Origin of the sequence: Pseudomonas sp. 22072 (assembly GCF_052046095.1) — a bacterium.
GTDB lineage: Bacteria > Pseudomonadota > Gammaproteobacteria > Pseudomonadales > Pseudomonadaceae > Aquipseudomonas > Aquipseudomonas paracarnis.
Map to the genome: position 1 here is coordinate 1 of NZ_JBQEQE010000017.1, position 23,305 is coordinate 23,305.

General features: G+C 60.6%; 24 protein-coding genes and 1 pseudogene. 11 read left to right on the top strand and 14 right to left on the bottom strand.

The annotated features are described in order from the left end of the window. Together ACTJLA_RS17810 and ACTJLA_RS17815 are read left to right on the top strand one after the other, a co-directional pair. The coding region (locus ACTJLA_RS17810) for an RHS repeat-associated core domain-containing protein (RefSeq protein WP_440841761.1) at window positions 1-1,505 on the top strand (1,505 nt) is incomplete at its 5' end. Then, entirely contained in the window at window positions 1,502-1,888 is a 387-nt protein-coding gene (locus ACTJLA_RS17815) for a hypothetical protein (protein WP_054898814.1), read from the top strand. The genes ACTJLA_RS17810 and ACTJLA_RS17815, both read left to right, overlap by 4 nt. 51 nt (window positions 1,889-1,939) lie before the next feature. Here the strand turns inward: ACTJLA_RS17815 and hemB are convergent, their stop codons facing one another. The 3 genes from hemB to ACTJLA_RS17830 all read right to left on the bottom strand — a co-directional run bounded on the left by hemB (window position 1,940) and on the right by ACTJLA_RS17830 (window position 4,575). Then, a complete protein-coding gene (hemB, locus tag ACTJLA_RS17820; protein ID WP_016977356.1) occupies window positions 1,940-2,914 on the bottom strand; it encodes a porphobilinogen synthase in 975 nt (324 codons plus the stop codon). Window positions 2,915-3,030: 116 nt separating this feature from the next. Beyond that, window positions 3,031-3,873: a PhzF family phenazine biosynthesis protein gene (locus tag ACTJLA_RS17825; protein ID WP_054898813.1), complete on the bottom strand. Its 843-nt coding sequence runs from the start codon at window positions 3,871-3,873 to the stop codon at window positions 3,031-3,033. A 3-nt stretch (window positions 3,874-3,876) separates the two neighbouring features. Next, window positions 3,877-4,575 carry a glutathione S-transferase N-terminal domain-containing protein gene (locus ACTJLA_RS17830; RefSeq protein ID WP_003190312.1) on the bottom strand — a complete coding sequence of 233 codons (699 nt, stop codon included), beginning with the start codon at window positions 4,573-4,575 and terminating at the stop codon, window positions 3,877-3,879. Window positions 4,576-4,825: 250 nt separating this feature from the next. Here ACTJLA_RS17830 and ACTJLA_RS17835 point away from each other — a divergent pair, with 250 nt between their 5' ends. After that, window positions 4,826-5,527, top strand: coding sequence for a hypothetical protein (locus ACTJLA_RS17835; protein WP_019817513.1), 702 nt, complete (start codon window positions 4,826-4,828; stop codon window positions 5,525-5,527). A 58-nt stretch (window positions 5,528-5,585) separates the two neighbouring features. Then, a complete protein-coding gene (locus ACTJLA_RS17840) occupies window positions 5,586-6,641 on the top strand; it encodes a permease (protein WP_032903692.1) in 1,056 nt (351 codons plus the stop codon). A 109-nt stretch (window positions 6,642-6,750) separates the two neighbouring features. Here ACTJLA_RS17840 and mnmH read toward each other — a convergent pair whose 3' ends face one another. The 4 genes from mnmH to ACTJLA_RS17860 form a co-directional block, all read right to left on the bottom strand. After that, window positions 6,751-7,854 (bottom strand): tRNA 2-selenouridine(34) synthase MnmH, encoded by a 1,104-nt coding sequence (mnmH, locus tag ACTJLA_RS17845; protein ID WP_060764290.1) that lies wholly within the window; start codon window positions 7,852-7,854, stop codon window positions 6,751-6,753. Next, entirely contained in the window at window positions 7,854-8,888 is a 1,035-nt protein-coding gene (gene selD / locus ACTJLA_RS17850) for a selenide, water dikinase SelD (RefSeq protein WP_020302053.1), read from the bottom strand. The genes mnmH and selD overlap by 1 nt, the downstream gene beginning before the upstream one ends. Before the next feature lie 93 nt (window positions 8,889-8,981). After that, complete coding sequence (locus ACTJLA_RS17855; protein ID WP_014717958.1) at window positions 8,982-9,731, bottom strand: TerC family protein; 750 nt, start codon at window positions 9,729-9,731, stop codon at window positions 8,982-8,984. Between the two features lie 31 nt (window positions 9,732-9,762). Next, a complete protein-coding gene (locus ACTJLA_RS17860) occupies window positions 9,763-10,014 on the bottom strand; it encodes a hypothetical protein (RefSeq protein ID WP_060764289.1) in 252 nt (83 codons plus the stop codon). A 134-nt stretch (window positions 10,015-10,148) separates the two neighbouring features. Between ACTJLA_RS17860 and nhaR the strand changes: the two genes are divergently transcribed. Beyond that, complete coding sequence (gene nhaR, locus ACTJLA_RS17865; protein ID WP_089042731.1) at window positions 10,149-11,051, top strand: transcriptional activator NhaR; 903 nt, start codon at window positions 10,149-10,151, stop codon at window positions 11,049-11,051. A gap of 4 nt (window positions 11,052-11,055) precedes the next feature. Here nhaR and ACTJLA_RS17870 read toward each other — a convergent pair whose 3' ends face one another. Then, complete coding sequence (locus ACTJLA_RS17870; RefSeq protein WP_089042732.1) at window positions 11,056-12,210, bottom strand: MFS transporter; 1,155 nt, start codon at window positions 12,208-12,210, stop codon at window positions 11,056-11,058. A 241-nt stretch (window positions 12,211-12,451) separates the two neighbouring features. Between ACTJLA_RS17870 and sstT the strand changes: the two genes are divergently transcribed. Next, window positions 12,452-13,672 (top strand): serine/threonine transporter SstT, encoded by a 1,221-nt coding sequence (sstT, locus tag ACTJLA_RS17875; protein WP_034125799.1) that lies wholly within the window; start codon window positions 12,452-12,454, stop codon window positions 13,670-13,672. A 68-nt stretch (window positions 13,673-13,740) separates the two neighbouring features. Here sstT and ACTJLA_RS17880 read toward each other — a convergent pair whose 3' ends face one another. Then, window positions 13,741-14,250, bottom strand: a complete 510-nt coding sequence (locus ACTJLA_RS17880) for a DUF1993 domain-containing protein (protein ID WP_003190292.1) — start codon at window positions 14,248-14,250, stop codon at window positions 13,741-13,743. A 116-nt stretch (window positions 14,251-14,366) separates the two neighbouring features. On the opposite strand from ACTJLA_RS17880, the gene ACTJLA_RS17885 reads away from it, so the two are divergent. Further along, the gene (locus ACTJLA_RS17885; protein ID WP_198791577.1) at window positions 14,367-15,017 is read left to right on the top strand and encodes a YceH family protein; all 651 of its coding nucleotides are present in this window, start codon (window positions 14,367-14,369) and stop codon (window positions 15,015-15,017) included. Between the two features lie 147 nt (window positions 15,018-15,164). Here ACTJLA_RS17885 and ACTJLA_RS17890 read toward each other — a convergent pair whose 3' ends face one another. Then, entirely contained in the window at window positions 15,165-15,983 is an 819-nt protein-coding gene (locus ACTJLA_RS17890; RefSeq protein ID WP_034125801.1) for a shikimate 5-dehydrogenase, read from the bottom strand. 165 nt (window positions 15,984-16,148) lie between these two features. On the opposite strand from ACTJLA_RS17890, the gene ACTJLA_RS17895 reads away from it, so the two are divergent. The 3 genes from ACTJLA_RS17895 to ACTJLA_RS17905 all read left to right on the top strand — a co-directional run bounded on the left by ACTJLA_RS17895 (window position 16,149) and on the right by ACTJLA_RS17905 (window position 17,216). Further along, window positions 16,149-16,514 carry a hypothetical protein gene (locus tag ACTJLA_RS17895; protein ID WP_003190286.1) on the top strand — a complete coding sequence of 122 codons (366 nt, stop codon included), beginning with the start codon at window positions 16,149-16,151 and terminating at the stop codon, window positions 16,512-16,514. Window positions 16,515-16,747: 233 nt separating this feature from the next. Continuing rightward, window positions 16,748-16,942: a hypothetical protein gene (locus tag ACTJLA_RS17900; RefSeq protein ID WP_003190284.1), complete on the top strand. Its 195-nt coding sequence runs from the start codon at window positions 16,748-16,750 to the stop codon at window positions 16,940-16,942. Window positions 16,943-17,033: 91 nt separating this feature from the next. Further along, entirely contained in the window at window positions 17,034-17,216 is a 183-nt protein-coding gene (locus ACTJLA_RS17905) for a hypothetical protein (protein ID WP_034125803.1), read from the top strand. 3 nt (window positions 17,217-17,219) lie between these two features. On the opposite strand, the gene ACTJLA_RS17910 is transcribed toward ACTJLA_RS17905, so the two are convergent. After that, a complete protein-coding gene (locus ACTJLA_RS17910) occupies window positions 17,220-18,287 on the bottom strand; it encodes an AI-2E family transporter (protein WP_200648044.1) in 1,068 nt (355 codons plus the stop codon). A gap of 172 nt (window positions 18,288-18,459) precedes the next feature. On the opposite strand from ACTJLA_RS17910, the gene trhP reads away from it, so the two are divergent. Continuing rightward, window positions 18,460-19,773, top strand: coding sequence for a prephenate-dependent tRNA uridine(34) hydroxylase TrhP (gene trhP / locus ACTJLA_RS17915; protein ID WP_072448711.1), 1,314 nt, complete (start codon window positions 18,460-18,462; stop codon window positions 19,771-19,773). A gap of 22 nt (window positions 19,774-19,795) precedes the next feature. Here the strand turns inward: trhP and ACTJLA_RS17920 are convergent, their stop codons facing one another. The 3 genes and pseudogenes from ACTJLA_RS17920 to ACTJLA_RS17930 all read right to left on the bottom strand — a co-directional run bounded on the left by ACTJLA_RS17920 (window position 19,796) and on the right by ACTJLA_RS17930 (window position 22,980). Continuing rightward, window positions 19,796-20,617, bottom strand: coding sequence for a methyl-accepting chemotaxis protein (locus ACTJLA_RS17920; RefSeq protein WP_373456482.1), 822 nt, complete (start codon window positions 20,615-20,617; stop codon window positions 19,796-19,798). Between the two features lie 36 nt (window positions 20,618-20,653). Then, window positions 20,654-21,475: pseudogene (locus ACTJLA_RS17925) on the bottom strand (cache domain-containing protein); the annotation flags it as partial. 185 nt (window positions 21,476-21,660) lie between these two features. After that, entirely contained in the window at window positions 21,661-22,980 is a 1,320-nt protein-coding gene (locus ACTJLA_RS17930; protein WP_164919368.1) for a Na+/H+ antiporter family protein, read from the bottom strand. Window positions 22,981-23,305 lie beyond the last annotated feature (325 nt).

The window sequence follows — 23,305 nt, forward strand, 5'->3', positions numbered from 1 at the left end:
GTGAAGTGCTCACCTCACATCTGTTCAAGAGCGGCCGCGAGCATCAGCGCCAGCAAGGCCAACTGCTCAGCCACTACCACTACGACGACCAGAATCGTCTGCACGCCCACGCCGTTACGCAGCAGCAAAACTACCTCTACCAACGCCAATACGACTACGACAAAAGCGGCAACCTCACCCGCCTGGTCGACACTCGCAAAGGCGAACACCTTTACCGCTACGACCCGCTTAATCGCCTGACCCGCGCCGATCACTCCCAGGACGTGCAGGAACGCTTCGCCCACAACCCGGCCGGCAACCTGCTGATGCAAGACCGCCCCGGCCCGGACATCGTCGCGGCCAACCGCCTGATGATCCAAGGCGACCGGCACTATGACTACGACGCCTTCGGCAACCTCATCCGTGAACGGCGCGGCAAAAGCCAGCAACTCGTCACTGAATACCGCTACGACTGCCAGCATCGGTTAATCAGCATCACAAAGCCCAACGGCGAAACCGCCAGTTATCGCTATGACCCATTTGGGCGGCGCATCAGCAAGACCGTAGACGGCAAGACCACCGGGTTTTTCTGGCAAGGCGACAAGCTGATTGCCGAACACCATGCAGAGCGCCATCGCAGCTACCTCTACGAACCCGACAGCTTCCGCCCATTGGCGCTGTTGGAAGGTTTCGGCCCAAAAGAAACCACGCCCTACCACTACCAACTCGACCACCTCGGCACCCCGCAGGAACTGACCAGCCCTGAAGGCGAAATCGTCTGGTCCGCCCACTACCGCGCCTACGGCCAGATCGCCCGGCTCGACGTGGGCAAGGTCGACAATCCGCTGCGGTTTCAAGGCCAGTATTTCGATGCGGAAAGCGGACTGCACTACAACCGCCATCGCTACTACAATCCGGATATTGGTCGTTACCTGACACCGGACCCGGTGAGGTTGGCGGGTGGGATCAATGGGTACCGGTATGTGCCCAATCCTACGGGGTGGGTGGATCAGCTAGGCTTAAGTACGTGTCCAGGTGCAGATGGATGTACGCAACATCAACGTACTGAAACCTCCCACGGCCAGGCAAAGGTAGATGAGGGGGCTCCCTCGCTCCCCAGCTCAGATAAAAAAAGAGAATATCTATTTCGCGGGGATTTAAGAGAGCCAGATGAAATTTTTGAAAGAGGTTTTGAAAGTAGAGGCGCCAGCACAGACCTATTCCTGCACACGTTGAATAATGCCAGCCCTCCCAGCAATTTCGTCCCTACTTCGACCTCAAGGAAACAAGCCTTGGTATTCGCTTCAAATTTTGGCTTCGAGGAAGGCTTTCTTTACACCCTAAAAAAAATCCCTGGAATAGACGTAAATAAAGCGTTGGGCGCACGTTCCAAACATAGAAACGAGTTAGAAATCGCAATTCCTGGACGAATTGATACCAAGGATATTTTAGGTGCATCGCCAGTCAACGAAGACGGTACCTTCAAGGGATACACAATATTGAACCCTAATAGGAAATACCCATGAAATCGCGTGAAATCACCATCATTAAAAACGGTATACGTGACAGCGCAGTGATCGAATACGAAGGAGGCAAGCCCACCCTTTATCTTTTGCTAAGCAATGGGACAAAAAAAACCTATACAGCAATGGATTTATACGACTGCTTCGGTGTATTGAGAGCGGATATGAAAGACACCGTTTTTCTTTGCAAAGGCGGAAAAATTAACGTTCATACATCAGGTATGTCCTCACATATGTCAAATGGTCTTATTGCTTACGAGCTAACACTGGGGCGGCCAGATGGGGAGGTTGTACATATATTCGCTCACGAGGAAAACGATCTCACCAATGATATACAACAGCAGCATGATTTCTGCCAGCGATGGGCTGAATCGGTGCAGATCTAGCGGATGCCCCGTGGCAACTAACCTCCTTTGCCACAGGGCTAAACGCCGCCTTTAAATCCCCGCCAACGCCAAATCCATCGCAAAATACGTAAATATCAAATCCGCCCCCGCCCGCTTGATCGACCCCAACGTCTCGCGCACCACTCGATCCTCATCAATCGCCCCGGCCTGTGCGCCGAACTTGATCATCGCGTACTCACCGCTCACCTGGTACGCCGCCACCGGCAGGCGCGAGGCTTCGCGGATGTCGCGGATGATGTCGAGGTAGGCACCGGCAGGCTTGACCATCAGCGCATCGGCGCCTTCCTGTTCGTCCAGCAGCGATTCGCGCACGGCTTCGCGGCGGTTCATCGGGTTCATCTGGTAGCTTTTGCGGTCGCCCTTGAGCGCGCTGCCGCCGGCTTCTCGGAAGGGGCCGTAGAGGGCCGAGGCGAATTTGGTGGAGTAGGCCATGATCGGGATGTGGGTGAAGCCGGCGTCATCCAGGGCACGGCGGATGGCCTGGACCTGGCCGTCCATCGCGGCTGAAGGAGCGATCACGTCGGCGCCGGCGCGGGCGGCGGCCACGGCTTGTTTGCCGAGGTTGACCAGGGTCGCGTCGTTGTCGACATGGGCACCGTGCATCACACCGCAGTGGCCGTGGTCTGTGTATTCGCAGAAGCAGGTGTCGGACATCACGATCATTTCCGGCACGGCGTCCTTGATGATCGAGGACATGCGCGAAACCAGGCCGCGTTCTTTCCATGTGTCGCTGCCGCTGGCGTCGAGGTGGTGGGAGACGCCGAAGGTCATCACCGACTTGATGCCGGCGCGGGCGTAACGCTCGATCTCACCGGCGAGTTTTTTCTCAGGAATGCGCAACACACCCGGCATGCTGGTGATGGGCACGAAGTCGTCGATTTCTTCTTCGACAAAAATCGGCAGTACCAGGTCGTTGAGGGTGAACTCACTTTCCTGGAACAGGCCACGCAGCTCCGGGGAGCGGCGCAGGCGACGTGGGCGGGCTTGGGGGAACTGGCTGGTCATGGCAATCCTGAAAAATGGCTGAACACTTTGGGGCGAAAGCTTATGCCCCCAAGTCCCGGCAACACAAATGCCGAGGGGCCAATAGTGTATTGCCGGGTGCGTAACAATTCATTGATTTACAGCTGTAGACGCCCTTCGATGCACAACGCTACGGCACCGCCCACCCAGATTTCATCGCCCTGGCGCTCGATATGAATACGCCCCGCTCGCCCGATCGCCGTGCCTTGGCTGACCACGTAACGGCTGGGCGCCAGGCCCTCGGCGAGCAGCCACTGGGCCACGCCGGCATTCAAGCTGCCGGTGGCCGGGTCTTCGGCGGCGCCATCGCCAGCGACAAAAGCGCGCACTTCAAATTGCGCGTCCACCGCATCACGCGTCGGATCACAGGGAGCGATCACCCCTACGGCCAGACCCAGCAGTTGCGCATAGTCCGGTTGCAACGCAAGCACTGCGTCACGATCAGCCAGCATCACCGCCAGCCAACCCGCACCATTGTCGACCCACTGGCTGCGCACAATCGCCTCGGGCGCCAACTTCAATGCCAGACGCACGCGCTCCAGCAACGGCGCCTCCACGGGCCCTGCACGCAACAATGGCGGCGCGATAAATGCCAGTTGGTCACCCTGGCGACGAATACGCACCAAGCCGATTTCGCACTCCTGGATAATCTCCTCCCCACGTGGCACGCCGCCAGCCTGCAACCAGGCGTGGCAACTGCCCAAGGTTGGATGCCCGGCGAACGGCAGCTCTTTGAGGGTGGTGAAGATTCTTACCCGATAGTCAGCACGTGGGTCGCGCGGCGTCAGTAAAAACGTGGTTTCGCTGAGGTTGGTCCAATTGGCAAAGTCCGCCATCTGCTGGTCGGTGAAGCTATCGGCCCCCAGCACCACGGCCAAGGGGTTGCCTTTGAGCGGTACGCTGCTGAATACGTCCAGTTGTTGAAAATCGAAAGTCGGCATGCATCAGCTCGGAATGTTCAGGCCACGGATCACCGCAGGACGTGCGACAAAGCCGTCCAACGCGCGCAGTACGTTAGGGAAATCGGTGATGCCTACCAGGTCACCGGACTCGTAGAACCCGATCAGGTTGCGAACCCACGGAAAGATCGCAATGTCGGCGATGCTGTACTCGTCGCCCATGATCCAGGTGCGGCCCAGCAGGCGCTTTTCCAGCACGCCCAGCAAGCGCCGCGATTCGGCGGCGTAGCGATCACGCGGGCGCTTGTCCTCATAAGCCTTGCCGGCGAATTTGTTAAAGAACCCCAGTTGGCCAAACATCGGGCCAATGCCGCCCATCTGGAACATCAACCATTGCAGGGTTTCATAGCGGGTGGCCGGGTCTTCGGAAAGCAACTGGCTGGTCTTTTCCGCCAGGTAAACGAGGATCGCGCCGGATTCGAACAGTGCCAGCGGCTGCCCGCTCGGGCCGTTGGGGTCGATAATCGCAGGGATCTTGTTGTTGGGGTTCAGGGACAGGAACTCGGGAGACAATTGGTCCTGGGTGTCGAAGCTGACCTTGTGCGCCTCGTAAGGCAGGCCCAGTTCTTCGAGCATGATCGACACCTTGACGCCGTTGGGCGTGGGTAGCGAATACAGCTGCAGGCGTTCTGGGTGCTGGGCGGGCCATTTGCTATTGATCGGGAAAGCGGCGAGTGCGTTCATCGAGAACCCCCTGGTCGGAAAGCCCCATCATAGTCATCTGCCTGCCGTCGTGCATGGGTCATCGTTGCGCAACATTTGCCAGCTAGTATCCCGCGTGGGCGAACCAAAGCGCCCGAATGCACTCTTAAGAGCGCCCGAACAATGAATGGAGGCTGCTTGCTATATCGACAGGGAACACCGCAGGACGCTGATGCGTCACTGCGGCCGGGCTTGTCCGCCTTAACCCGACGCACGAAGACTCGAACCTATCATGAAGATCAAGCCTCTGCGCCTTGTGCCACGACTCAAACGTTATTCCTACATGGTATTGCCGCTGCTGCTGGTCAGCGCTGCCATCGTCACCGCCCTGGACGCCCGTGAAAGCCGTGCGCAACCGGTCGATGGCGTACAAACCCTGGTATTCCTGCGCCACGGCGAAAAACCGGCCGGAGGCCTGGGCCAACTCAATTGCCAGGGCCTGAACCGCGCCATGAACCTGGCGACTCTGTTGCCGGAAAAGTTCGGCAAAGCCAACTATGTGTTCGCTGCCAACCCGACGCGTAACGTCGAGGAAGGCGAACTGGATAACTCCTACAGCTACATTCGCCCACTGATCACCATCAGCCCCAGCGCGATCAAGCTCGGCCTGCCGGTGAACATCGAGTTCTCAGCGAATGACACCAGTGCCCTGGCCGAAGAACTGGTCGAGGACAAGTACCGCAACGCGACCATCTACACGGCCTGGTCCCATGGTTACTTGCCGGAACTGATCAACAAAGTCGCCAGCGAAGCCGCCGGCGAAAAACACACCATTACCGATGATTGGTCTGGAAATGACTACGACTCCCTGTACGTGCTGACATTGACCTGGCACAACGGCAAGGCTTCGCTGCTCAGCCGCAACTACAAGCAAGGGCTGAATAACGGCGGGGAAAACTGCCCGGACCCGACCCAGGTCAGCGCAGATATCTGAAGCTTGGGCCGCAGGGGCGTATGATGCCGGGCTATCGACTCACCTGCGGATCATCTCCATGTCCAACCTCGCTTCCACCCAGCCCAACCGCGGCTGGGCATTCTGGTGCAAACCTGCGCTGTTTCTCCTGGTGGCCTGCATCGGCCTCTACTATGTGAAGTGGTCGCCCTACTACCTAAAGGCGTTTGTAGCGGCCGACAACCACAGCATTGGCGCCTCGATTCTCAATGATCAGCAAAGCTCGCCTCTGGCGGCGGCGCTGGCCTATGCCCAGGTGTATTTCCTGGCCATCTGGAAAGCCGCCGTACTGGCAGTGATCCTCGGTTCATTGCTGCAGGTATTGATCCCCCGCGACTGGCTGCTGCGCCTGTTTGGCCGCGCCGGGCTGGGCTCGACCCTGCGCGGTGGGCTGTTCGCCCTGCCGGGGATGATGTGCAGTTGCTGCGCGGCCCCGGTGGCGGCGGGCATGCGCCGCCAGCAGGTGTCGGTCGGCGCGGCGCTGGCGTTCTGGATTGCCAACCCGGTATTGAACCCGGCGACATTGGTGTTCATGGGCTTTGTGCTGGGCTGGGGTTTCACCGCGCTGCGGCTGGTGGCGGGGATTGTGCTGGTGGTGGGCGTGTCCCTGGTGGCACAGCGCATTGCGCGCCCGGACCAGGTGCCGGAAGCAGCACTTGAAGCCGTTGCCGACGTCAGCACAGTGGAGTCGCAACCGTTCCTGAGCCGCTGGTTGCGCACCCTGTGGCAGCTGTTCTGGAGCACTATCCCGGTGTATATCCTGGCGGTGCTGATCCTCGGCGCGGCGCGGGTGTGGCTGTTCCCTCATGTAGACGGGGCGATGGCCGACAGCCTGGTGTGGCTGGTGCCGCTGGCGATTGTGGGCACGCTGTTCGTGATTCCGACAGCGGCAGAGATTCCTATCGTACAAACCATGATGGCCCTGGGCATGGGCACCGGCCCGGCCGTGGCCTTGCTGATGACCCTGCCGAGCGTGAGCCTGCCGTCGCTGTTGATGCTGCGCAAGGATTTCGATGCGCGGGTGCTGGTGACGGTGGCCGGGTTGACCATGCTGGTGGGGGTGGTGTGTGGGTTGATTGGGGCGGTGATTCTTTAGAGTTTCAGTGGGGCTGATGGCCTCATCGCAGGCAAGCCAGCTCCCACCTTTGTATGTATTCACACTTCAAAAGGTGGGAGCTGGCTTGCCTGCGATGGCGTCCGAAAGGTCACCCCACCCGAGCTGCTCGCTCGCGCAAATACTCCACCACCGCACCCTGCTCCCCGGCAAACTCGATACGCGCGCCCTTGCTCTCGCGCTGGAACGCATACATCGGGTCGTAATACTCACGCAGCAAGCCTTCAATCCATACCTGATGCAGCTCCACTGCGCCGCTGCGTGCCTGTTCGGCCAGGGCCTCCTGCAACACCGCCTGCAGCCGTTGGAAACGCTCACCGCCCAGGCGCTTGTGAATATTGGCCAGGCTCTGGGTCAGGCGCTCGGCAAATAATCGCTGGCCGGTTTCCCCAAACACCTCAATGAACTCGGCGCACAGATCCACCACGTAATCCTTCAGGATGCGCTCGACACGGCCCTCGACGCTGTCTTCCAGCCACACCATAGGAAACGTCTGCATACCCTTGTGCAATGGCAGCGGCAGCGCACAGCTGCCGATCATGCGGCTCTCGTCCTCCACCACAAACTGCTCGATACCACCTGCACGCTTCTTCAGCAAATCCACCGCCAGGCGATTTTCGAAGTCGATATTGGAGGGTTGCGCCGTGGCGCGCTTGCCGAAACTGGAACCGCGATGGTTGGCGTGCCCTTCCAAATCCAGGGCATTGCGCAGTTGGCCGAGCACTTCGGTCTTGCCGGTGCCGGTCATGCCGCCCAGCAGTACGAAATCACACTGGGCAGTCGCCTGCTCCAGGGTTTCCAGCAGGAAGGTACGCATGGCCTTGTAGCCACCGCCGACGCGGGGGTATTCGATGCCCGCTTCGGTTTTCAACCATTGCTGCACGATCTGCGAACGCAGGCCGCCCCGAAAGCAGTACAGGTAGCCATTGGGGTTAGCCTGGGCAAACTGAGCCCACTGTTCTATGCGCTCGGCCTTGATTGCCCCCGACACCAGTTCATGCCCCAGCACGATCGCCGCTTGCTGGCCTTGCTGCTTGTAACAGGTGCCGACCCGCTGGCGCTCATCGTCGGTCATCAGCGGCAGGTTGATCACCCCGGGGAACGCGCCCTTGGTGAATTCGACCGGCGCGCGAGTATCCATCATCGGGCGGTCGTTGAGGAAGATATCGCGGTAATCGGTGATGTCCGTCGCCATCAAATCACCTCAACCGCGTTGGTCTGTCGCTCCAGCAGTTCACCGATAGGCTCAAGGGCCAAGCCCAGCTCGGCAGCCACGGCGTGGAACTCGGCATCACCTTCTGGGGTAACCGCGATCAGCAGGCCACCGCTGGTCTGGGGGTCGCACAGCACGCGCTTGTGCAGCTCCTGCACACGCCCCAGCTTGCTGGCGTAGCTTTCAAAGTTGCGCAAGGTGCCACCCGGCACACACCCCTGGTCCAGGTAATACTCCACCCCCGGCAGGCGCGGAACCTTTGCATAGTCGATACGGGCCGTCAGGCCACTGCCATCAGCCATTTCCACCAGGTGGCCGAGCAGGCCGAAACCGGTGACATCGGTCATGGCCGTCACACCGGCCAACTTGCCGAAACGGCTGCCCGGCTTGTTGAGGGTGCACATCCAGTCACGCGCCAGGCCGATATCCGCCTCGCGCAGCTTGCCCTTCTTCTCGGCGGTGGTGAGGATGCCGATGCCCAGGGGCTTGGTCAGGTACAGGCGGCAGCCGGCAGTGGCCGTGTCGTTACGCTTCATATGGCGCTTTTGCACGATGCCGGTCACGGCCAGGCCGAAGATCGGCTCCGGCGCGTCGATGGAATGCCCGCCCGCAAGCGGAATGCCAGCTGCGTCGCACACCGCCCGACCGCCGCGAATCACTTCGCGAGCAATCTCCGGCGCGAGCACATTGACCGGCCAGCCGAGAATGGCGATGGCCATCAAGGGATCGCCGCCCATGGCGTAGATATCGCTGATGGCATTGGTGGCGGCGATGCGGCCGAAGTCGAACGGGTCGTCGACAATCGGCATGAAAAAGTCCGTGGTGGACACCACGCCGCGCTCGTCGTCGATGGCGTATACCGCCGCATCGTCGCGGGAGGCATTGCCCACCCACAGGTTGGGGTCGAGGTTCTGTGCACCGCTGCCCGCAAGGATCACTTCCAGGACCTGTGGCGAAATCTTGCAACCGCAACCCGCACCGTGGCTGTACTGGGTAAGGCGAATCGGCTCGTTCATGGGGGACCTCAAGCTATCAAGTGGGCCGATTCTAGCAGACAGCAAAAGGCCGGCTGGGCTCTTGTGAGCACAGCCGGCCTGTTTGTTCAGCGGTTACTGGCGCGCAGCGAGCAAACGTGCGTGCCGGTTACGCCGGGCGATGTTCAAGCATTCGATCGCCGCCGAGAAGGCCATGGCCGCATACACGTAGCCTTTTGGTACGTGGGCGCCGAAGCCTTCGGCGATCAGCGTCATGCCGATCATGATCAAGAAGCCCAGGGCCAGCATCACCACGGTCGGGTTGTCGTTGATGAACTTGGCCAACGGCTCAGCGGCCACCAGCATCACGATCACCGAGACCACCACGGCAATGATCATGATCGGCAAGTGCTCGGTCATGCCCACGGCGGTGATGATGCTATCGATGGAGAACACCAGGTCGAGCATCAGGATCTGGCCGATGGCGGCGGCAAAACCGATGGTCACGGTATTACTGACGGTTGCCTTCTCTTCAGGCTCCGGGTCCATGCTGTGATGGATCTCGGTGGTTGCCTTCCACACCAGGAACAGGCCGCCGGCGATCAGGATCATGTCCTTCCACGAGAACGCCTGGCCGAACACTTCGAACACCGGTGTCGTCAATTGCACGATGAATGCGATGGTGCTCAACAGGCCCAGGCGCAATATCAACGCCATGCTGATACCAATGCGCCGCGCCTTGGCCCGGTGCTTCTCCGGCAGTTTGTTGGTGAGGATCGAGATAAAGATCAGGTTATCGATGCCCAGCACGATTTCCATGACGATCAAGGTCGCCAGTGCGACCCAGGCGGTGGGGCTGGCGGCCAGTTGTAGAAGGTAATCCATAGGTCAGTCCTGACGTGGTAGTGCTGGGGAATTAGGTTTCTTTGGTGTCGGATTCAGCAGCGTTTTCGGCGTCTTTTTCCTGCTTCTCAGGGCTGATCAAGCCCTGGGTTGCTTCACTCAATGCCTGCTCGGCGGCCTTGTGGGTGTCGTCGATGGCCTGCTTGGCCGACTCGGTGGCTTTGCCCAGCACCTGTTGCGCGCTTTTCTCGACTTGATCACAGCCGCTGACCACTATCAATGAAAGCGCAAGCAACGACGCCGCGCCCAGGGAATTGAGTTTCATGATGTATTCCTCGTTAGAACCCTTGGGTCCAAGTAGTGGCCCCTCGATAGCGAGGCATTCTATGCAGGCGAACAGTTCAGGAAAATTCGTATTTTTCTCGCGTATACTTCGATTTTTACGAAGTGTAGGCCGTGATGCTCAATTATCGACAACTGCATTACTTCTGGGTGGTGGCCAAGACCGGCAGCATCGTGCGCGCCTGTGAGCAATTGAACCTCACGCCGCAGACCATCAGCGGGCAGATCAGCCTGTTGGAGCAGACCTTCGGTATTGCCCTGTTTCAGCGGGTCGGGCGCCAGCTTGAACTGACCGAAGCCGGGCGCCAGGCGCTGCCCTACGCCGAGCAGATGTTCCAGACCGGCAATGAACTGGAGGCGATGCTGCGCGCCCAGCCTGACGAGCAGCAGATCCCGTTCCGCGTTGGGGTGGCGGATGTGGTGCCCAAATCCATCGTGTACCGGCTGATCGCGCCGACCATGGAGTTGAGCGAACCGATCCGCATCACCTGCCGTGAAGACAAACTCGAACGTTTACTGGCCGACCTGGCGATCCAGCGCCTGGACCTGGTGATTTCCGACAGCCCCATGCCCACGCACTTGGACATCAAGGGCTACAGCCAGAAGCTGGGAGAATGCGGCATCAGTTTTTTCGCCACCCAGGCGTTGGCAGACCAGCATGGGGGGGATTTCCCACAGCGTTTGCAGGGCGCACCGCTGTTGATTCCGGGCGCTGAGACCGTGGTGCGCAGCCGTTTGCAGCGCTGGTTTGCCGAACAGCAGATTCAACCCCGCATCATCGGCGAGTTCGACGACAGCGCCTTGATGCAGGCCTTCGGGCAATCCGGCAGCGGGATTTTTATCGCGCCCAGCGTGATCGCCGACGAGGTGGTGCGCCAATACGGCGTGGCGCTGATCGGCCAGACCGATGCAGTGACCGAGTCGTTTTATGCGATCTCAGTGGAGCGCAAGGTCAAGCACCCCGGCATTGTGGCCATTACCGAGGGTGCCCGGCGGGAGTTGTTTACCGCCCTGCCCTGATCGCTCAGGCATTGAGCGCCGTGGGTTTGGCGGTCATCAGCCACAGTGCGAGCAGGATCGACACCAGGATAAACCCCGAAGCGGCAAACCCCAGGCTTCCCAGGCCCAGAGTGTCGATGACATGCCCGCCCACCATCGCGCCCAGGCCAATGCCGAGGTTGGCGCCGGCGATATTCAGCGACGCGGCAAACGCCGGTGCATGGGGCGCGGCCTTCATCAAGCGCACATGGCTGACCAGGAACATCGCCGCCTGGGTCACTCCCCACACCGCCATCGCCGCGGCCAGGCCGATGGCCGAGTGAATCGCCGGCACCACTGCCACCATGCCCGCGATCATGAACCCGCAGAACACCATGGACGCGATCAATGGGTGACGATCCACGGCGCGTCCGCCAAGGGAGTTGCCAATCAGCCCGACCGCGCCAAAGCCCATCAGGCACCAGCCCACCAACGTACCGTCGAAGCCGGCCAGCCGCTCAAGGATATCTGCCAGGTAGGTATAGGCGGTGAACATGCCACTGAACACCAGGACCGACAGCAGGATATGCCCCTGCATCACGGGGCTGCGCAGGATCCTGAATTGCGAACGCAGACTGCCCTGCTGGTGCTTGGCCGGGGTGACCGGCAGATAGAGATACAGCAGCAATGCCTTGGCCAGGGCAATCACAGCGAGCACGGCGAACGCGGTGCGCCAGCCGAACATATCGGAAATCAGCGTGCCCACCGGAATACCAAATACGGTGGCGCAAACAATGCCAAAGCCGATTTTTTCAATCGCACGCCCGGCGAACTCAGGGCCGACAATGTCTACCGCCGTTTCGCTGGCGAGGGCCCAGAATACTGGCAAGCCCAAGGCGGGAATCAAACGGGCCACGGCCATCACCCAGATATTCGGCGCCAAAGCCGCCACGGTGTTGGCCGCTGCAAACATGATCAGGATGCTGATAAACAGGCGCTTGCGCGAAAAGCGCGCGCAGTAGGCCGTGAGGAACGGGCCGAACGCGGCCACGGTGAACGCGAACAGCGTCACCAGCAGCCCCGCCTGGGACACGCTGACGTTCAGGTCCCGAGCAATCGACGGCAACAGGCCGACGATGACGAATTCTGTGGTCAGCACGGTAAAACCGGCGGCTGACAGCAGCAGGATAGGAAACAACATGAAAACTCCAGAAACGGCGACATCAACGACAGCCCGAAGGGCCCGCTGACGGAGAGGAAAGATGAGAGGGGGGAATCTTAACAGAACATGTCCGGATTTGACCAAGCCCGGCTGAAACGGGTGACGGAATGCCGCAGCAAACGAGACGTGCCCTACAGCATGCTAGACTTCGCGCCTACTTCCTACAGTACTTTCTGCCTGCAATGCTGTGCCCTACTAAAAAAACTAGAGACAACTCTTTATGACTGCTGCCCCTTCCCTGTTGCAACGTTTAATGCGCGTCAGCCTGGTCTCCCAAATTGTCATCGGCCTGATTGCCGGGATCGTGCTGGCCCTGCTGTTCCCCGAGGCCGCGCGCGCCACCGGTTTTATCGGCAAGGTGTTTGTCACGGCGCTGAAGGCTGTCGCGCCAATCCTGGTGTTTGTGCTGGTCATGGCCTCGATTGCCAACCATAAGCATGGCCAGGAAACCCATATCCGCCCGATCCTGTTCCTGTATCTGCTCGGCACCTTTGCCGCCGCCGTGGTTGCGGTGGTTGCCAGCATGATGTTTCCGTCGTTCCTGGTATTGGCTACCCATGACGCCACGGTGAGCGCTCCTGGGGGCATTGGCGAAGTGTTGCAAAGCCTGCTGCTCAGTGTGGTGGATAACCCGGTCAGTGCACTGATGAACGCCAACTTCATCGGCATCCTCGCCTGGGCCATCGGCATGGGCATCGCTATTCGCCATGCCGGTGAGACCACCCGTACGGTATTGGACGACTTGTCCAACGGCGTCACCCTGATCGTACGCGTGGTGATCCGCTTCGCCCCGCTGGGTATCTTCGGTCTTGTGGCCTCCACCCTCGCCACCTCTGGTTTCGACGCCCTGCTCGGCTATGCCCACCTGCTGGTCGTGCTGATCGGCTGCATGTTGTTCGTGGCACTGGTGATCAACCCGGCCATCGTGTTCTGGAAACTGCGTCGCAACCCTTACCCGCTGGTGCTGATGTGCCTGCGCGAAAGCGGCATCACCGCGTTTTTCACCCGCAGCTCGGCGGCGAACATTCCGGTCAACCTGGCGCTGAGCAAACGCCTGGGCCTGCATGAAGACACCTACTCGGTGTCGATCCCCCTCGGTGCCACCATCAACATGGCCGGCGCCGCCATCACTATCACCGTGCTGACCCTGGCGGCCGTGCACACCCTGGGCATCGCCGTGGACATGCCAACCGCCGTGCTGCTCAGCGTGGTCGCTGCGGTGTGTGCCTGCGGTGCATCGGGGGTGGCGGGTGGTTCGCTGCTGTTGATTCCCCTGGCGTGCAGCCTGTTTGGCATCCCCAGTGAAATCGCCATGCAGGTAGTGGCCGTCGGTTTCATCATCGGCGTGCTGCAGGACTCGGCGGAAACCGCACTCAACTCGTCTACCGATGTGCTGTTTACCGCGGCGGCGTGTTTGGGCAAGGAAGAACAGGCCGCTTAACACAGCCCCATAAAAAAGCCCGGTGCCGTTCGCAGAGAACGGCACCGGGCTTTTTTGTGCTTGCGGGTTTAGAACGCGCCCATGTAATCGCGCTTGCCCACTTCCACACCGTTATGACGCAGCAGCGCATAAGCGGTGGTGACGTGGAAGAAGAACTGCGGCAGGCCGTAGGTCAGCAGGTAGGACTGACCGCTGAAGCGCTTCTCTTTCGGGGTGCCTGGGCGCGTGACGATCTCGATGCCTTCCTTGCCGTCGATCTGCTCGGGCTTGATGGTGTCGACAAAGGCCAGGACCTTGGCGATCAACGCTTGCAGGTCGGCAAAGGTGACTTCGCTGTCTTCGTACTTCGGTACTTCGATCTCGGCCAGGCGTGCCGACACACCTTTGGCGAAGTCCACGGCGATCTGCACCTGGCGCACCAACGGGAACATGTCCGGGAACAGGCGCGCTTGCAGCAAGGCGTTGGGCTCGATGTTCTTGGCGCTGGCATGGGCTTCAGCTTTGTTCAGCACATCGCTGAGGGCGTTGAGCATTTGCTTGAAGACCGGGATGGAAGCGGCGTACAGGGAAATAGTCATGACAGTCTCACGGTAATGGCGGGGTTGGAACCAGCCGCGATTATAGCCATGCCTGGCGCTTGTCTTTTATTTTTTCAAGCTTAGGCTAAGGGGCTTCACTGCATAGGGAAAGCGCGATGACCGCCGAGCACGACACCGACACCCCTGAGCCGCGCCTGAACAGCACGGAAATCCGCATCCTGGGCTGCCTGATCGAAAAACAGGCGACCAACCCGGAAACCTACCCCCTCACCCTCAACGCCTTGGTGCTGGCCTGCAACCAGAAGACCAGCCGCGAGCCGGTGATGAACCTCAGCCAAGGCCAGGTCGGCCAGAGCCTGCGCGCGCTCGAAGGCCAAGGCTTCACGCGCCTGGTGATGGGCAGCCGCGCCGACCGCTGGGAGCACCGTGTGGACAAGGCCCTGGAACTGGTGCCGGCCCAGGTGATCCTGACCGGGCTGCTGTTCCTGCGGGGGCCGCAGACCGTCAACGAGTTGCTCACCCGCAGCGGGCGCATGCATGACTTTGAGGATGCCGAACAGGTTGTGCATCAGATCGAACGCCTGATTGCACGAGGGCTGGCGCTGCTGGTGCCGCGTCAGGCGGGGCAGCGGGAAGACCGGTATACCCATGCACTAGGGGACCCGGCAGATATTGAAGCGATTATGACCGCACGGGGGAATCCGGTAGAGCGTAGCGCGGGGGCTGTTTCGGTGGAGCGGATTGAAGAGCTGGAAGCGCGGATTGCCGCACTGGAAGAACGGCTGGCGCAGCTGGAACAGGCATAACGCAGATAAACATGTGGGAGCTGGCTTGCGGCCTTCGCGAGCAAGCCAGCTCCCACAGTTGGATCGTGGGGTGTCAGGTAGAGAAGCGTCGGCTGGCAAGGCGCTATCGCAGGCAAGCCAGCTCCCACAGTGGATTGGTGCAAGGCTTCAGCTGCGGGCGAAGGCCACCGCTGCCTCGAACTGCTCCTGAGTAGGCCGCACGCCGGTATAAAGCACAAACTGCTCCAACGCCTGGATAGCGATCACCTCCAGCCCGGTAATCACCCGCTTGCCCTGGGCACGACCACGCACGATCAACGGCGTTTCCGCCGGGATCGCCACCACATCGAAGACCGTCTCAGCCTGATCGATTGCCTCGGCCTCAAACGCCAACGCATCCGCCTCGACCCCGCCGGTCATGCCGATGGGTGTCACGTTGATCAGCATCTGTGGCCGCAGGCTGCCCAGATCCGCCTGCCACTGATACCCCAGGTTCCTGGCCAATGCCTGGCCCGCCACCTCATTACGCGCCACGATCACGCCATTGGCGTACCCTCCGTCACGCAAGGCGCTGGCGACCGCCTTGGCCATGCCGCCGCTGCCGCGCAGGGCGAAGCTGGAGTCCTTGGGCACCGCGTGTTTTTTCAGCAATTGCTCGATGGCGATGTAGTCGGTGTTGTAAGCCTTGAGGTGGCCGTTGGTGTTGACGATGGTGTTCAGGGAGTCGATGGCTTGAACCGAATCGTCGAGTTCGTCCATCAAGGCAATGGCGGCCTCCTTGAACGGCATGGACACCCCGCAACCCCGCACACCCAGGGCTCGGATACCGCCGATCGCGCCGGGTAAGTCCTGGCTGCTGAAGGCTTTATAGTAAAAATTCAGACCCAGCTGTTCATACAGGTGGTTATGAAAACGCAGGCCAAAGTTCCCAGGGCGCGCCGACAGCGACATGCACAGTTGGGTGTCCTTGTTGGGGTGCATCTGCATGGATAACTCCTTGAAGTAAGCAAATCGGTACAGACCTTACACAACCTTTACCCATTGGCCGTGCTGTTTTCTCGAAATACGTTGTCTTAAAAGTATCCCCGCGACAATCCTTGAGTCTATTGATTGCAGACCACAAGCGCAGGGGCTAACCGAGGAAAGACCATCATGCGTAAACTCCCCAGGATCGCCTTGCTTATCGGCGCACTCGCGATGGCCGGCCAAGCCTCCGCCCACGGTGGTGGTTGGGGTGGCCCGGCCGTGTTCGGTGCGCTTGTCGGCGCAGCGGTAGTCGGCTCTGTGGTTGCCAGCCAGCCGCGTGAGGTGTACGTGCAACAACCGGTGTATGTGCAGCCGCAGCCGGTGTATGCCGCGCCGCCGCCGGTCTACTACGCGCCACCGCCACCAGTGTATGTGCAACAGCAGGTTTACTATCGCCCGGCGCCCGTCTACTACGGCCCACCGCGCGGTTATTATGGGCCGCCTCGCGGTTATTACGGCCCGCCCCACGGCTACTACCGCCATGGTTGGTAAGTTTTAATCCGTTGACAGCCACAGGCCTCGCCCACACGCGGGGCCTTTTTTTGCCTGGGAAGTCCGGATTAATCCTGCCAGTGTCGCTGTGAGAACAACGTACGAGCAGCAATCCCACATGATAAGCGTCAAATATCCTCTTGATCGATGACGGGCTGCGCTGTCATGTTTGCGTCACAAAACAGTCGCACTATCGACCCAGTCCAACCAATAACAATTAAGGACGACTGACCATGCCCACACAAAACCCGCACCGCACCGCCGGCCTTTGCACCTCCAGCAAGGTCTACAGCGCCTTGACTGAACTCAAGCACCTTGAAGGCCATCGCAGCGCCAAGTTCCTGGCATTGCTGGCAGAAAACCTGGTGCGCAAGGGCCTGCTCAGTGAGCACGAAGTGGTGAACATGCTCGACCAGGTGGTGGACTAACGCCTGACGTTGATGTCGACTATCGAGCCAGGTGATTTTTCCCAGGCACCGGCAAACCGTAAGGTGACCTCCATAACGTTTGGAGGTACTTATGCCCACTATTCAAATCATGTCCGTCATCGGCAGCGCCGTCCCCGCCCCTCTGCGCAAACTGGGCTTGCTCGCCTGCTGGTACGTTGTGCGCGATGGCGAGCCGATCAGCGGCCCGCTCACTTCGTTATCCGATGCCGAAACACAGCGCCGAATGGCAACCGACTTCAGGCTCGAGGCCTGAAAGCTACGGCAATGGCAACTTGACCCGCGGCTTGGTTTCGACGAACAACGCCCAGCACGACATGAACAACGCTGCCACCAGCGGCCCGATTACAAAGCCGTTAAGGCCGAACACCGACAGGCCGCCCAAGGTCGAGATCAGGATCAGGTAGTCCGGCATCTTGGTGTCCTTGCCCACCAGGATCGGGCGCAGCACGTTGTCCACCAGGCCAATCACGAACACCCCGAACAGCCCCAGCACCACGCCCTGCCAGATCGAACCGCTCAACAGGAAATAAACCGCCACCGGCCCCCAGACCAGCCCGGCACCCACCGCAGGCAGTAGTGACAGGAACGCCATCAGCACGGCCCAGAGCAAGGCACTCGGGATGTCCAGGAACCAGAAGATCAAGCCTCCCAGCGCACCTTGGGTCACAGCCACCAGCACGTTGCCCTTGACCGTGGCGCGCACCACGCGGTTGAACTTGAGCTGCAGGCGACGCTTTTGCGGCTCGGCCAACGGTACGGCTGTGCGCACTTTGCGTACCAGTTCCGGGCCATCGCGCAGCAGGAAAAACAGCAGGTACAGCATGATGAAAAAGCTCACCAGGAAATCAAACGTCCCCTGGCCGAAGCTGAACGCCTGGGAGGCAAAGAACTGACTGCCCTGCATCGCGCCCTTGACGACCTTTTCCCGCAGCCCTTCGAGGTTGCCCATGCCAAAACGGTCGAGCAACTGCTGGAAATACGGCGGTAAAACGTTCTTGAATTGCTCGATATAACCCGCTATGTCGAGTTTGCCGCTCTCGATGTTTTTGTAGAGCGTGGCCCCCTCTTGCACCAGCAAAGCACTGGTGATGATCACCGGCAGAATCGCGATCACCAGGCACACCATCAAGGTGGTCAGGGAGGTCAGGTTGCGGTTCCAGCTAAAACGTTGCTGCAGGCGGCGCTGCATCGGCGCAAAGATAATGCCCAGGATCACCGCCCAGAACACCGCACCGTAGAACGGCAGCAATATCCAGATAAAAGCCACGGTGACCAAGGCCAGTAGCAGCAACAGGGTTTTGAATTGCAGGTTGGTTTGATTCATGTCCGGTCCATGTCAGAAAAACAGGGCCGATGGCGGCCCTGTTGCTTAGTCCGCAGCCAAACGTGGGAGTGCCCTTGTTTATCGAACAAGCATAGATCGCGTTATTTAGACCTGGGTCAATATCCCGTTATCGCTCCAGCACTACCCTCGCGCCTTTTTGCGACCCACACCCATGCGCCCGATAACTGCCCCCGAACTGCTCGCTCCCGCCGGCACCCTGAAAAACATGCGCTACGCCTTCGCCTACGGTGCCGACGCGGTCTACGCCGGCCAGCCGCGCTACAGCCTGCGGGTGCGCAATAACGAGTTCGACCACGCCAACCTGGCCCTCGGCATCCAGGAAGCCCATGACCTGGGCAAGCGCTTCTACGTGGTGGTGAACATTGCGCCGCACAACGCCAAGCTCAAGACCTTCCTCAAGGACCTGGCGCCCGTGATCGCCATGGGCCCGGATGCGCTGATCATGTCCGATCCTGGGCTGATCATGCTGGTGCGCCAGCACTTCCCGCAGATGCCCATCCACCTGTCGGTGCAGGCCAATACGGTGAATTGGGCCAGCGTGGCGTTCTGGCAGCAACAAGGCATTTGCAGGGTGATTCTGTCGCGGGAGCTGTCTCTGGAAGAGATTGGCGAAATCCGCCAGCAGGTGCCGACGATGGAGTTGGAGGTGTTTGTACATGGCGCCTTGTGCATGGCCTATTCCGGGCGGTGCCTGCTGTCGGGCTATATGAACAAACGCGATGCCAACCAGGGCACTTGCACCAATGCCTGCCGCTGGAAATACCAGGCCACGCCGGCAGTGGAGAATGCCACTGGCGATATCGTCCATGAATACCAACCCACATTGGGCATCGGCACGCCCACCGATCAGGTGTTCCTGCTACAAGAGGCCAATCGCCCCGATGACCCCATGCCTGCTTTCGAAGACGAACACGGCACCTACATCATGAACGCCAAGGACCTGCGCGCCGTGCAGCATGTGGAGCGCCTGGCACAGATGGGCTTGCATTCGTTGAAGATCGAAGGCCGCACCAAGTCCCACTTCTACTGCGCGCGCACCACCCAGGTGTACCGCCAGGCCATCGATGACGCAGTGGCCGGCCGGGCGTTTGACCGCGGCTTGATGACCAACCTCGAGTCCCTGGCCCAGCGTGGCTACACCGAAGGTTTCCTGCGCCGCCACGTGCACGATGAATACCAGAACTACCAGAACGGCAGCTCGGTTTCCGAGCGCCAGCAGTTTGTCGGGGAGCTGACCGGCGAGCGCCGTGGCGCGTTGGCCGAGGTGAAGGTGAAGAATCGCTTTGTGCTGGGCGACCACCTGGAGTTGATGACGCCCGCCGGCAATTTTCATTTTGACTTGCCGAGCCTGCATAACGCCAAGGGCGAAAGCATTGAGGTGGCGCCGGGGGACGGGCATACGGTGTATGTGCCGATTCCGGCGCAGATGGACCTGCGTTTTGGCCTGCTGATGCGCGACGTTTAAACCCTGCCGTGGGTTGGATGGATCAGATCCTGAACTGGCCTACCAACTGCCCGAGGCGCTGGCCCAGATCTGCCAGGCTGCGAGACGTCTGAGCGCCCAACTGGGTTTCGTCCGCCACGCTGTCCACCGCTACGGCAATCTGATGCACGCTGCGGTTGATCTCTTCCGCCACGGCGGTCTGCTCTTCCGCGGCGCTGGCAATCTGGGCGTTCATTGAGTTGATGGTGCCAATCAGTTGCGCCATGGTGTCCAGGGACGCGCCGGCCTGGTTGGCCTGGGCCGAGGTGCCGTCGCCGGCATCGCTGGAGCGGCGCATAGCGTCCACGGCCGCCTCGGTGCCTTTTTGCAGGCGATCGATCATGCCCTGGATTTCCTGGGTGCTGGTTTGGGTGCGACTGGCCAGGGCACGCACTTCATCGGCGACCACGGCAAAGCCACGCCCAGCCTCCCCGGCCCGTGCGGCCTCGATGGCAGCGTTGAGCGCCAGCAGGTTGGTTTGCTCGGCGATAGAGCGGATCACGCCGAGCACACTGACGATTGACGACACATCCTGCTGCAGGCTGTCCAGGGACACGCCGCTGCTGCGGATGTCGTTCACCAGCGCATGGATCTGCGCGATGCTGCCGTCCACCACCCGCTTGGCGGCCTGGCCTTCGGCGTCGGTCTGCTGCGCAGCGACGGCCGCGCCTTGGGCACTGCGTGCCACTTCGTGGGCCGCCGAGGACATCTGGTTGATCGCGGTGGCCACCTGGTCGGTCTCGTGGCGCTGGCGTTCCATGGCCTGTTCAGAGCGCTGGGCCTGGTCGGACACCTGGGTCACCAGCCCGGTGAGTTGGGCGGTCATGTCGGTGATCTGGCGCACCAGGCCGTGGATTTTATCGACAAAGCGGTTGAATGCACCGGCCAGGTCGCCGAGTTCATCCTGGCTGGTAATGGCCAGGCGGCGCGTCAGGTCGCCTTCACCCGCGGCGATGTCATCGAGGTTGGCCTTCATCAGGTGCAGCGGGCGCAGGATGGTATTGGCCAGCAGCATGCCCACGGCGGCGATCACCAGCAACACCACCACGGCCACGCCGAGGATGCTCAACAGTACGCCTTGCATGCGCTTCTCGACTTTTGCCTGCACCACCGCCACTTGGGCGTCGATGCCATCGAGGTTCACCGAGGTGCCGATCACCATGTCCCACTTGGGCAGATACTCGGTATAGCCGAGCTTGGGCACCAGCTCGGTCTGGCCGGGCTGGGTCGAGCTGTATTGCAGGTAGTGGGTGCCGTCCTTGCCGACCTTGACCAGGTCGCGGTTGACGTAGACGCCGTTGGGGTCGCGGTTGTCCTTGAAGCTTTTGCCCACGCCGTCCGGGCTGTTGCCCTTGAACAGGCGGATGGTTTCGGAGTCGTAGCCGAAGAAATAGCCGTCTTTGCCGTAGCTGGTATTGGATAACAACTTGACCACCTGCGCCCGCGCCGCGCTGTCGCCGGGGGCTGCCGCGTCGTAGAGCGGCTTGATGGTGGTCATGGCCACCTCGACATAACTTTGCAGGGTGGCCTTGGCGTCGTTGAGCAGGCGCTGACGGGTTTCATCCACCTCGTTGCGGGCCTGGCCCTGCAGAATCCACACGGTGGTCAGGCTGATGACCACGGCAAACAACAACACCGGCACGACAGCAAGGGCCAGGACTTTGGCCTTCAAACTCAGACGCATGGCTTTTCTCTCTTGTTAGTGGCGACTTGAGAGGTTAACGGCCATGTGAGCGATTACTGTAGGAGCGAGCTTGTGTGGCGAGGCAGCTTGCTGCCGCTGGGGTGCGCAGCGCCCGCACGCTTTTTTGGGGCTGCTTCGCAGCCCAGCGGGAGCAAGCTCCCTCGCCACAGAGGTTCTCGCCTGGATCAGAGCGTCATCGCGGCCAGCCAGCCGAACGCCAGCAGCGGCAGGTTGTAGTGCAGGAAGGTCGGCACCACGGTGTCCCAGATATGGTGGTGCTGGCCGTCGATGTTCAGGCCGGAGGTGGGGCCGAGGGTGGAGTCCGAGGCAGGCGAACCGGCGTCGCCCAAGGCACCGGCGGTACCAACGATGCACACGATGGCCACCGGGCTGAAGCCCAACTGCACACACAGCGGCACGAAAATCGCCGCGAGGATCGGCACCGTGGAAAACGACGAGCCGATGCCCATGGTCACCAACAACCCCACCAGCAGCATCAACAACGCCCCGACGCCCCGGCTATGGCCGATGAACGCCGCCGAAGTTTGCACCAGCGAGTTCACGTCACCGGTGGCCTTGAGCACTTCGGCAAAACCTGAGGACGCGATCATGATGAAGCCGATCATCGCCATCATTTTCATGCCTTCGGTGAACAGGTCATCGGTGTCGCGCCAGCGCACGATGCCCGACACCGAGAAGATCAGGAACCCGGCCAGGGCGCCGATGATCATCGAGTCCAACCACAGCTGGATGATGAACGCCGAGGCAATTGCCAGGCCGGCCACCAGCAGGGTCAGCGGGTTGTACTGCACCGCCACTTGCTCGACACGCTCGATTTTCTTCAGGTCGTACACACGCTTTTTGCGGTAGCTGATCAGCACCGCCACCAGCAGGCCGACCACCATGCCCAGCGCCGGCAGGCCCATGGCGTGGGTGACGTTGACCCCGCTGATATCCACCCCGCTCTTGGCGACGTTGGCCAGCAGGATCTGATTGAGGAAGATATTGCCAAAGCCCACCGGCAGAAACATGTACGGGGTGATCAGGCCGAAGGTCATCACGCAGGCGATCAGGCGACGGTCCAGTTGCAGCTTGGTCAGTACATACAGCAGCGGCGGTACCAGCAGCGGAATAAACGCAATGTGGATCGGCAAGATGTTCTGCGAGGCAATCGCCACCACCCACAACAGGCCGATCAGCAGCCATTTGACGTGGTTGCCACCGCTGGCGTCCTGGCGGTCCACCAGCAGCAAGGCTTTGTCCGCCAGCGCATGGGCCAGGCCGGACTTGGCAATCGCCACGGCGAAAGCACCGAGCAATGCGTAGGACAAGGCCACGGTTGCGCCGCCGCCCAGCCCGCCGTTGAAGGCCTTGAGCGTGGCCTCGATGCCTAGACCACCGGTCAAGCCACCCACCAGGGCGCCGACGATAATGGCGATGACCACATGCACGCGGGACAGGCTGAGTACCAGCATGGTGCCGACCGCGGCGATGACTGCGTTAATCATGGTTACCTCAAGCAGAAACAAAAAAGACAGGCATGCCCGCGCGCGGCCCATGGGAACAGCTGCCGGCGTGCAGGCTTGAAAGAGGTCTTATTAGAGGGCGCGCACTTTGCAGGAGCTGGGCTGTCATGTCAAAAACTGTGGTGAGACAAAGCCCTCTGCACAGATAAAGAAATACCGGCACTGGCCGATACGCTGTCTCTATGTGCTTTCAGGTAAGGATGTCCCGATGTCGCTCAGGCAGCTCTCCATTCAATGGAAAATCACCCTGCTGGCGGGCCTCTGCCTGCTGGGGATCGTGACCCTGCTGGTGGGTCTGTCGCTG

What these genes read in the sequence shown, in the direction of transcription:
- ACTJLA_RS17830 (WP_003190312.1), bottom strand. Translation starts at nt 4,575, where the DNA reads ATGAACGCACTCGCCGCTTTCCCGATCAATAGCAAATGGCCCGCCCAG.
- ACTJLA_RS17900 (WP_003190284.1), top strand. Translation starts at nt 16,748, where the DNA reads ATGCCCACACAAAACCCGCACCGCACCGCCGGCCTTTGCACCTCCAGC.
- sstT (WP_034125799.1), top strand. Translation starts at nt 12,452, where the DNA reads ATGACTGCTGCCCCTTCCCTGTTGCAACGTTTAATGCGCGTCAGCCTG.
- hemB (WP_016977356.1), bottom strand. Translation starts at nt 2,914, where the DNA reads ATGACCAGCCAGTTCCCCCAAGCCCGCCCACGTCGCCTGCGCCGCTCC.
- ACTJLA_RS17910 (WP_200648044.1), bottom strand. Translation starts at nt 18,287, where the DNA reads ATGAATCAAACCAACCTGCAATTCAAAACCCTGTTGCTGCTACTGGCC.
- ACTJLA_RS17860 (WP_060764289.1), bottom strand. Translation starts at nt 10,014, where the DNA reads ATGAAACTCAATTCCCTGGGCGCGGCGTCGTTGCTTGCGCTTTCATTG.
- ACTJLA_RS17815 (WP_054898814.1), top strand. Translation starts at nt 1,502, where the DNA reads ATGAAATCGCGTGAAATCACCATCATTAAAAACGGTATACGTGACAGC.
- ACTJLA_RS17905 (WP_034125803.1), top strand. Translation starts at nt 17,034, where the DNA reads ATGCCCACTATTCAAATCATGTCCGTCATCGGCAGCGCCGTCCCCGCC.
- ACTJLA_RS17855 (WP_014717958.1), bottom strand. Translation starts at nt 9,731, where the DNA reads ATGGATTACCTTCTACAACTGGCCGCCAGCCCCACCGCCTGGGTCGCA.
- ACTJLA_RS17880 (WP_003190292.1), bottom strand. Translation starts at nt 14,250, where the DNA reads ATGACTATTTCCCTGTACGCCGCTTCCATCCCGGTCTTCAAGCAAATG.
- ACTJLA_RS17895 (WP_003190286.1), top strand. Translation starts at nt 16,149, where the DNA reads ATGCGTAAACTCCCCAGGATCGCCTTGCTTATCGGCGCACTCGCGATG.
- ACTJLA_RS17920 (WP_373456482.1), bottom strand. Translation starts at nt 20,617, where the DNA reads ATGACCGCCCAACTCACCGGGCTGGTGACCCAGGTGTCCGACCAGGCC.
- trhP (WP_072448711.1), top strand. Translation starts at nt 18,460, where the DNA reads ATGCGCCCGATAACTGCCCCCGAACTGCTCGCTCCCGCCGGCACCCTG.
- ACTJLA_RS17825 (WP_054898813.1), bottom strand. Translation starts at nt 3,873, where the DNA reads ATGCCGACTTTCGATTTTCAACAACTGGACGTATTCAGCAGCGTACCG.
- ACTJLA_RS17885 (WP_198791577.1), top strand. Translation starts at nt 14,367, where the DNA reads ATGACCGCCGAGCACGACACCGACACCCCTGAGCCGCGCCTGAACAGC.
- ACTJLA_RS17835 (WP_019817513.1), top strand. Translation starts at nt 4,826, where the DNA reads ATGAAGATCAAGCCTCTGCGCCTTGTGCCACGACTCAAACGTTATTCC.
- ACTJLA_RS17870 (WP_089042732.1), bottom strand. Translation starts at nt 12,210, where the DNA reads ATGTTGTTTCCTATCCTGCTGCTGTCAGCCGCCGGTTTTACCGTGCTG.
- ACTJLA_RS17890 (WP_034125801.1), bottom strand. Translation starts at nt 15,983, where the DNA reads ATGCAGATGCACCCCAACAAGGACACCCAACTGTGCATGTCGCTGTCG.
- nhaR (WP_089042731.1), top strand. Translation starts at nt 10,149, where the DNA reads ATGCTCAATTATCGACAACTGCATTACTTCTGGGTGGTGGCCAAGACC.
- ACTJLA_RS17840 (WP_032903692.1), top strand. Translation starts at nt 5,586, where the DNA reads ATGTCCAACCTCGCTTCCACCCAGCCCAACCGCGGCTGGGCATTCTGG.
- mnmH (WP_060764290.1), bottom strand. Translation starts at nt 7,854, where the DNA reads ATGGCGACGGACATCACCGATTACCGCGATATCTTCCTCAACGACCGC.
- selD (WP_020302053.1), bottom strand. Translation starts at nt 8,888, where the DNA reads ATGAACGAGCCGATTCGCCTTACCCAGTACAGCCACGGTGCGGGTTGC.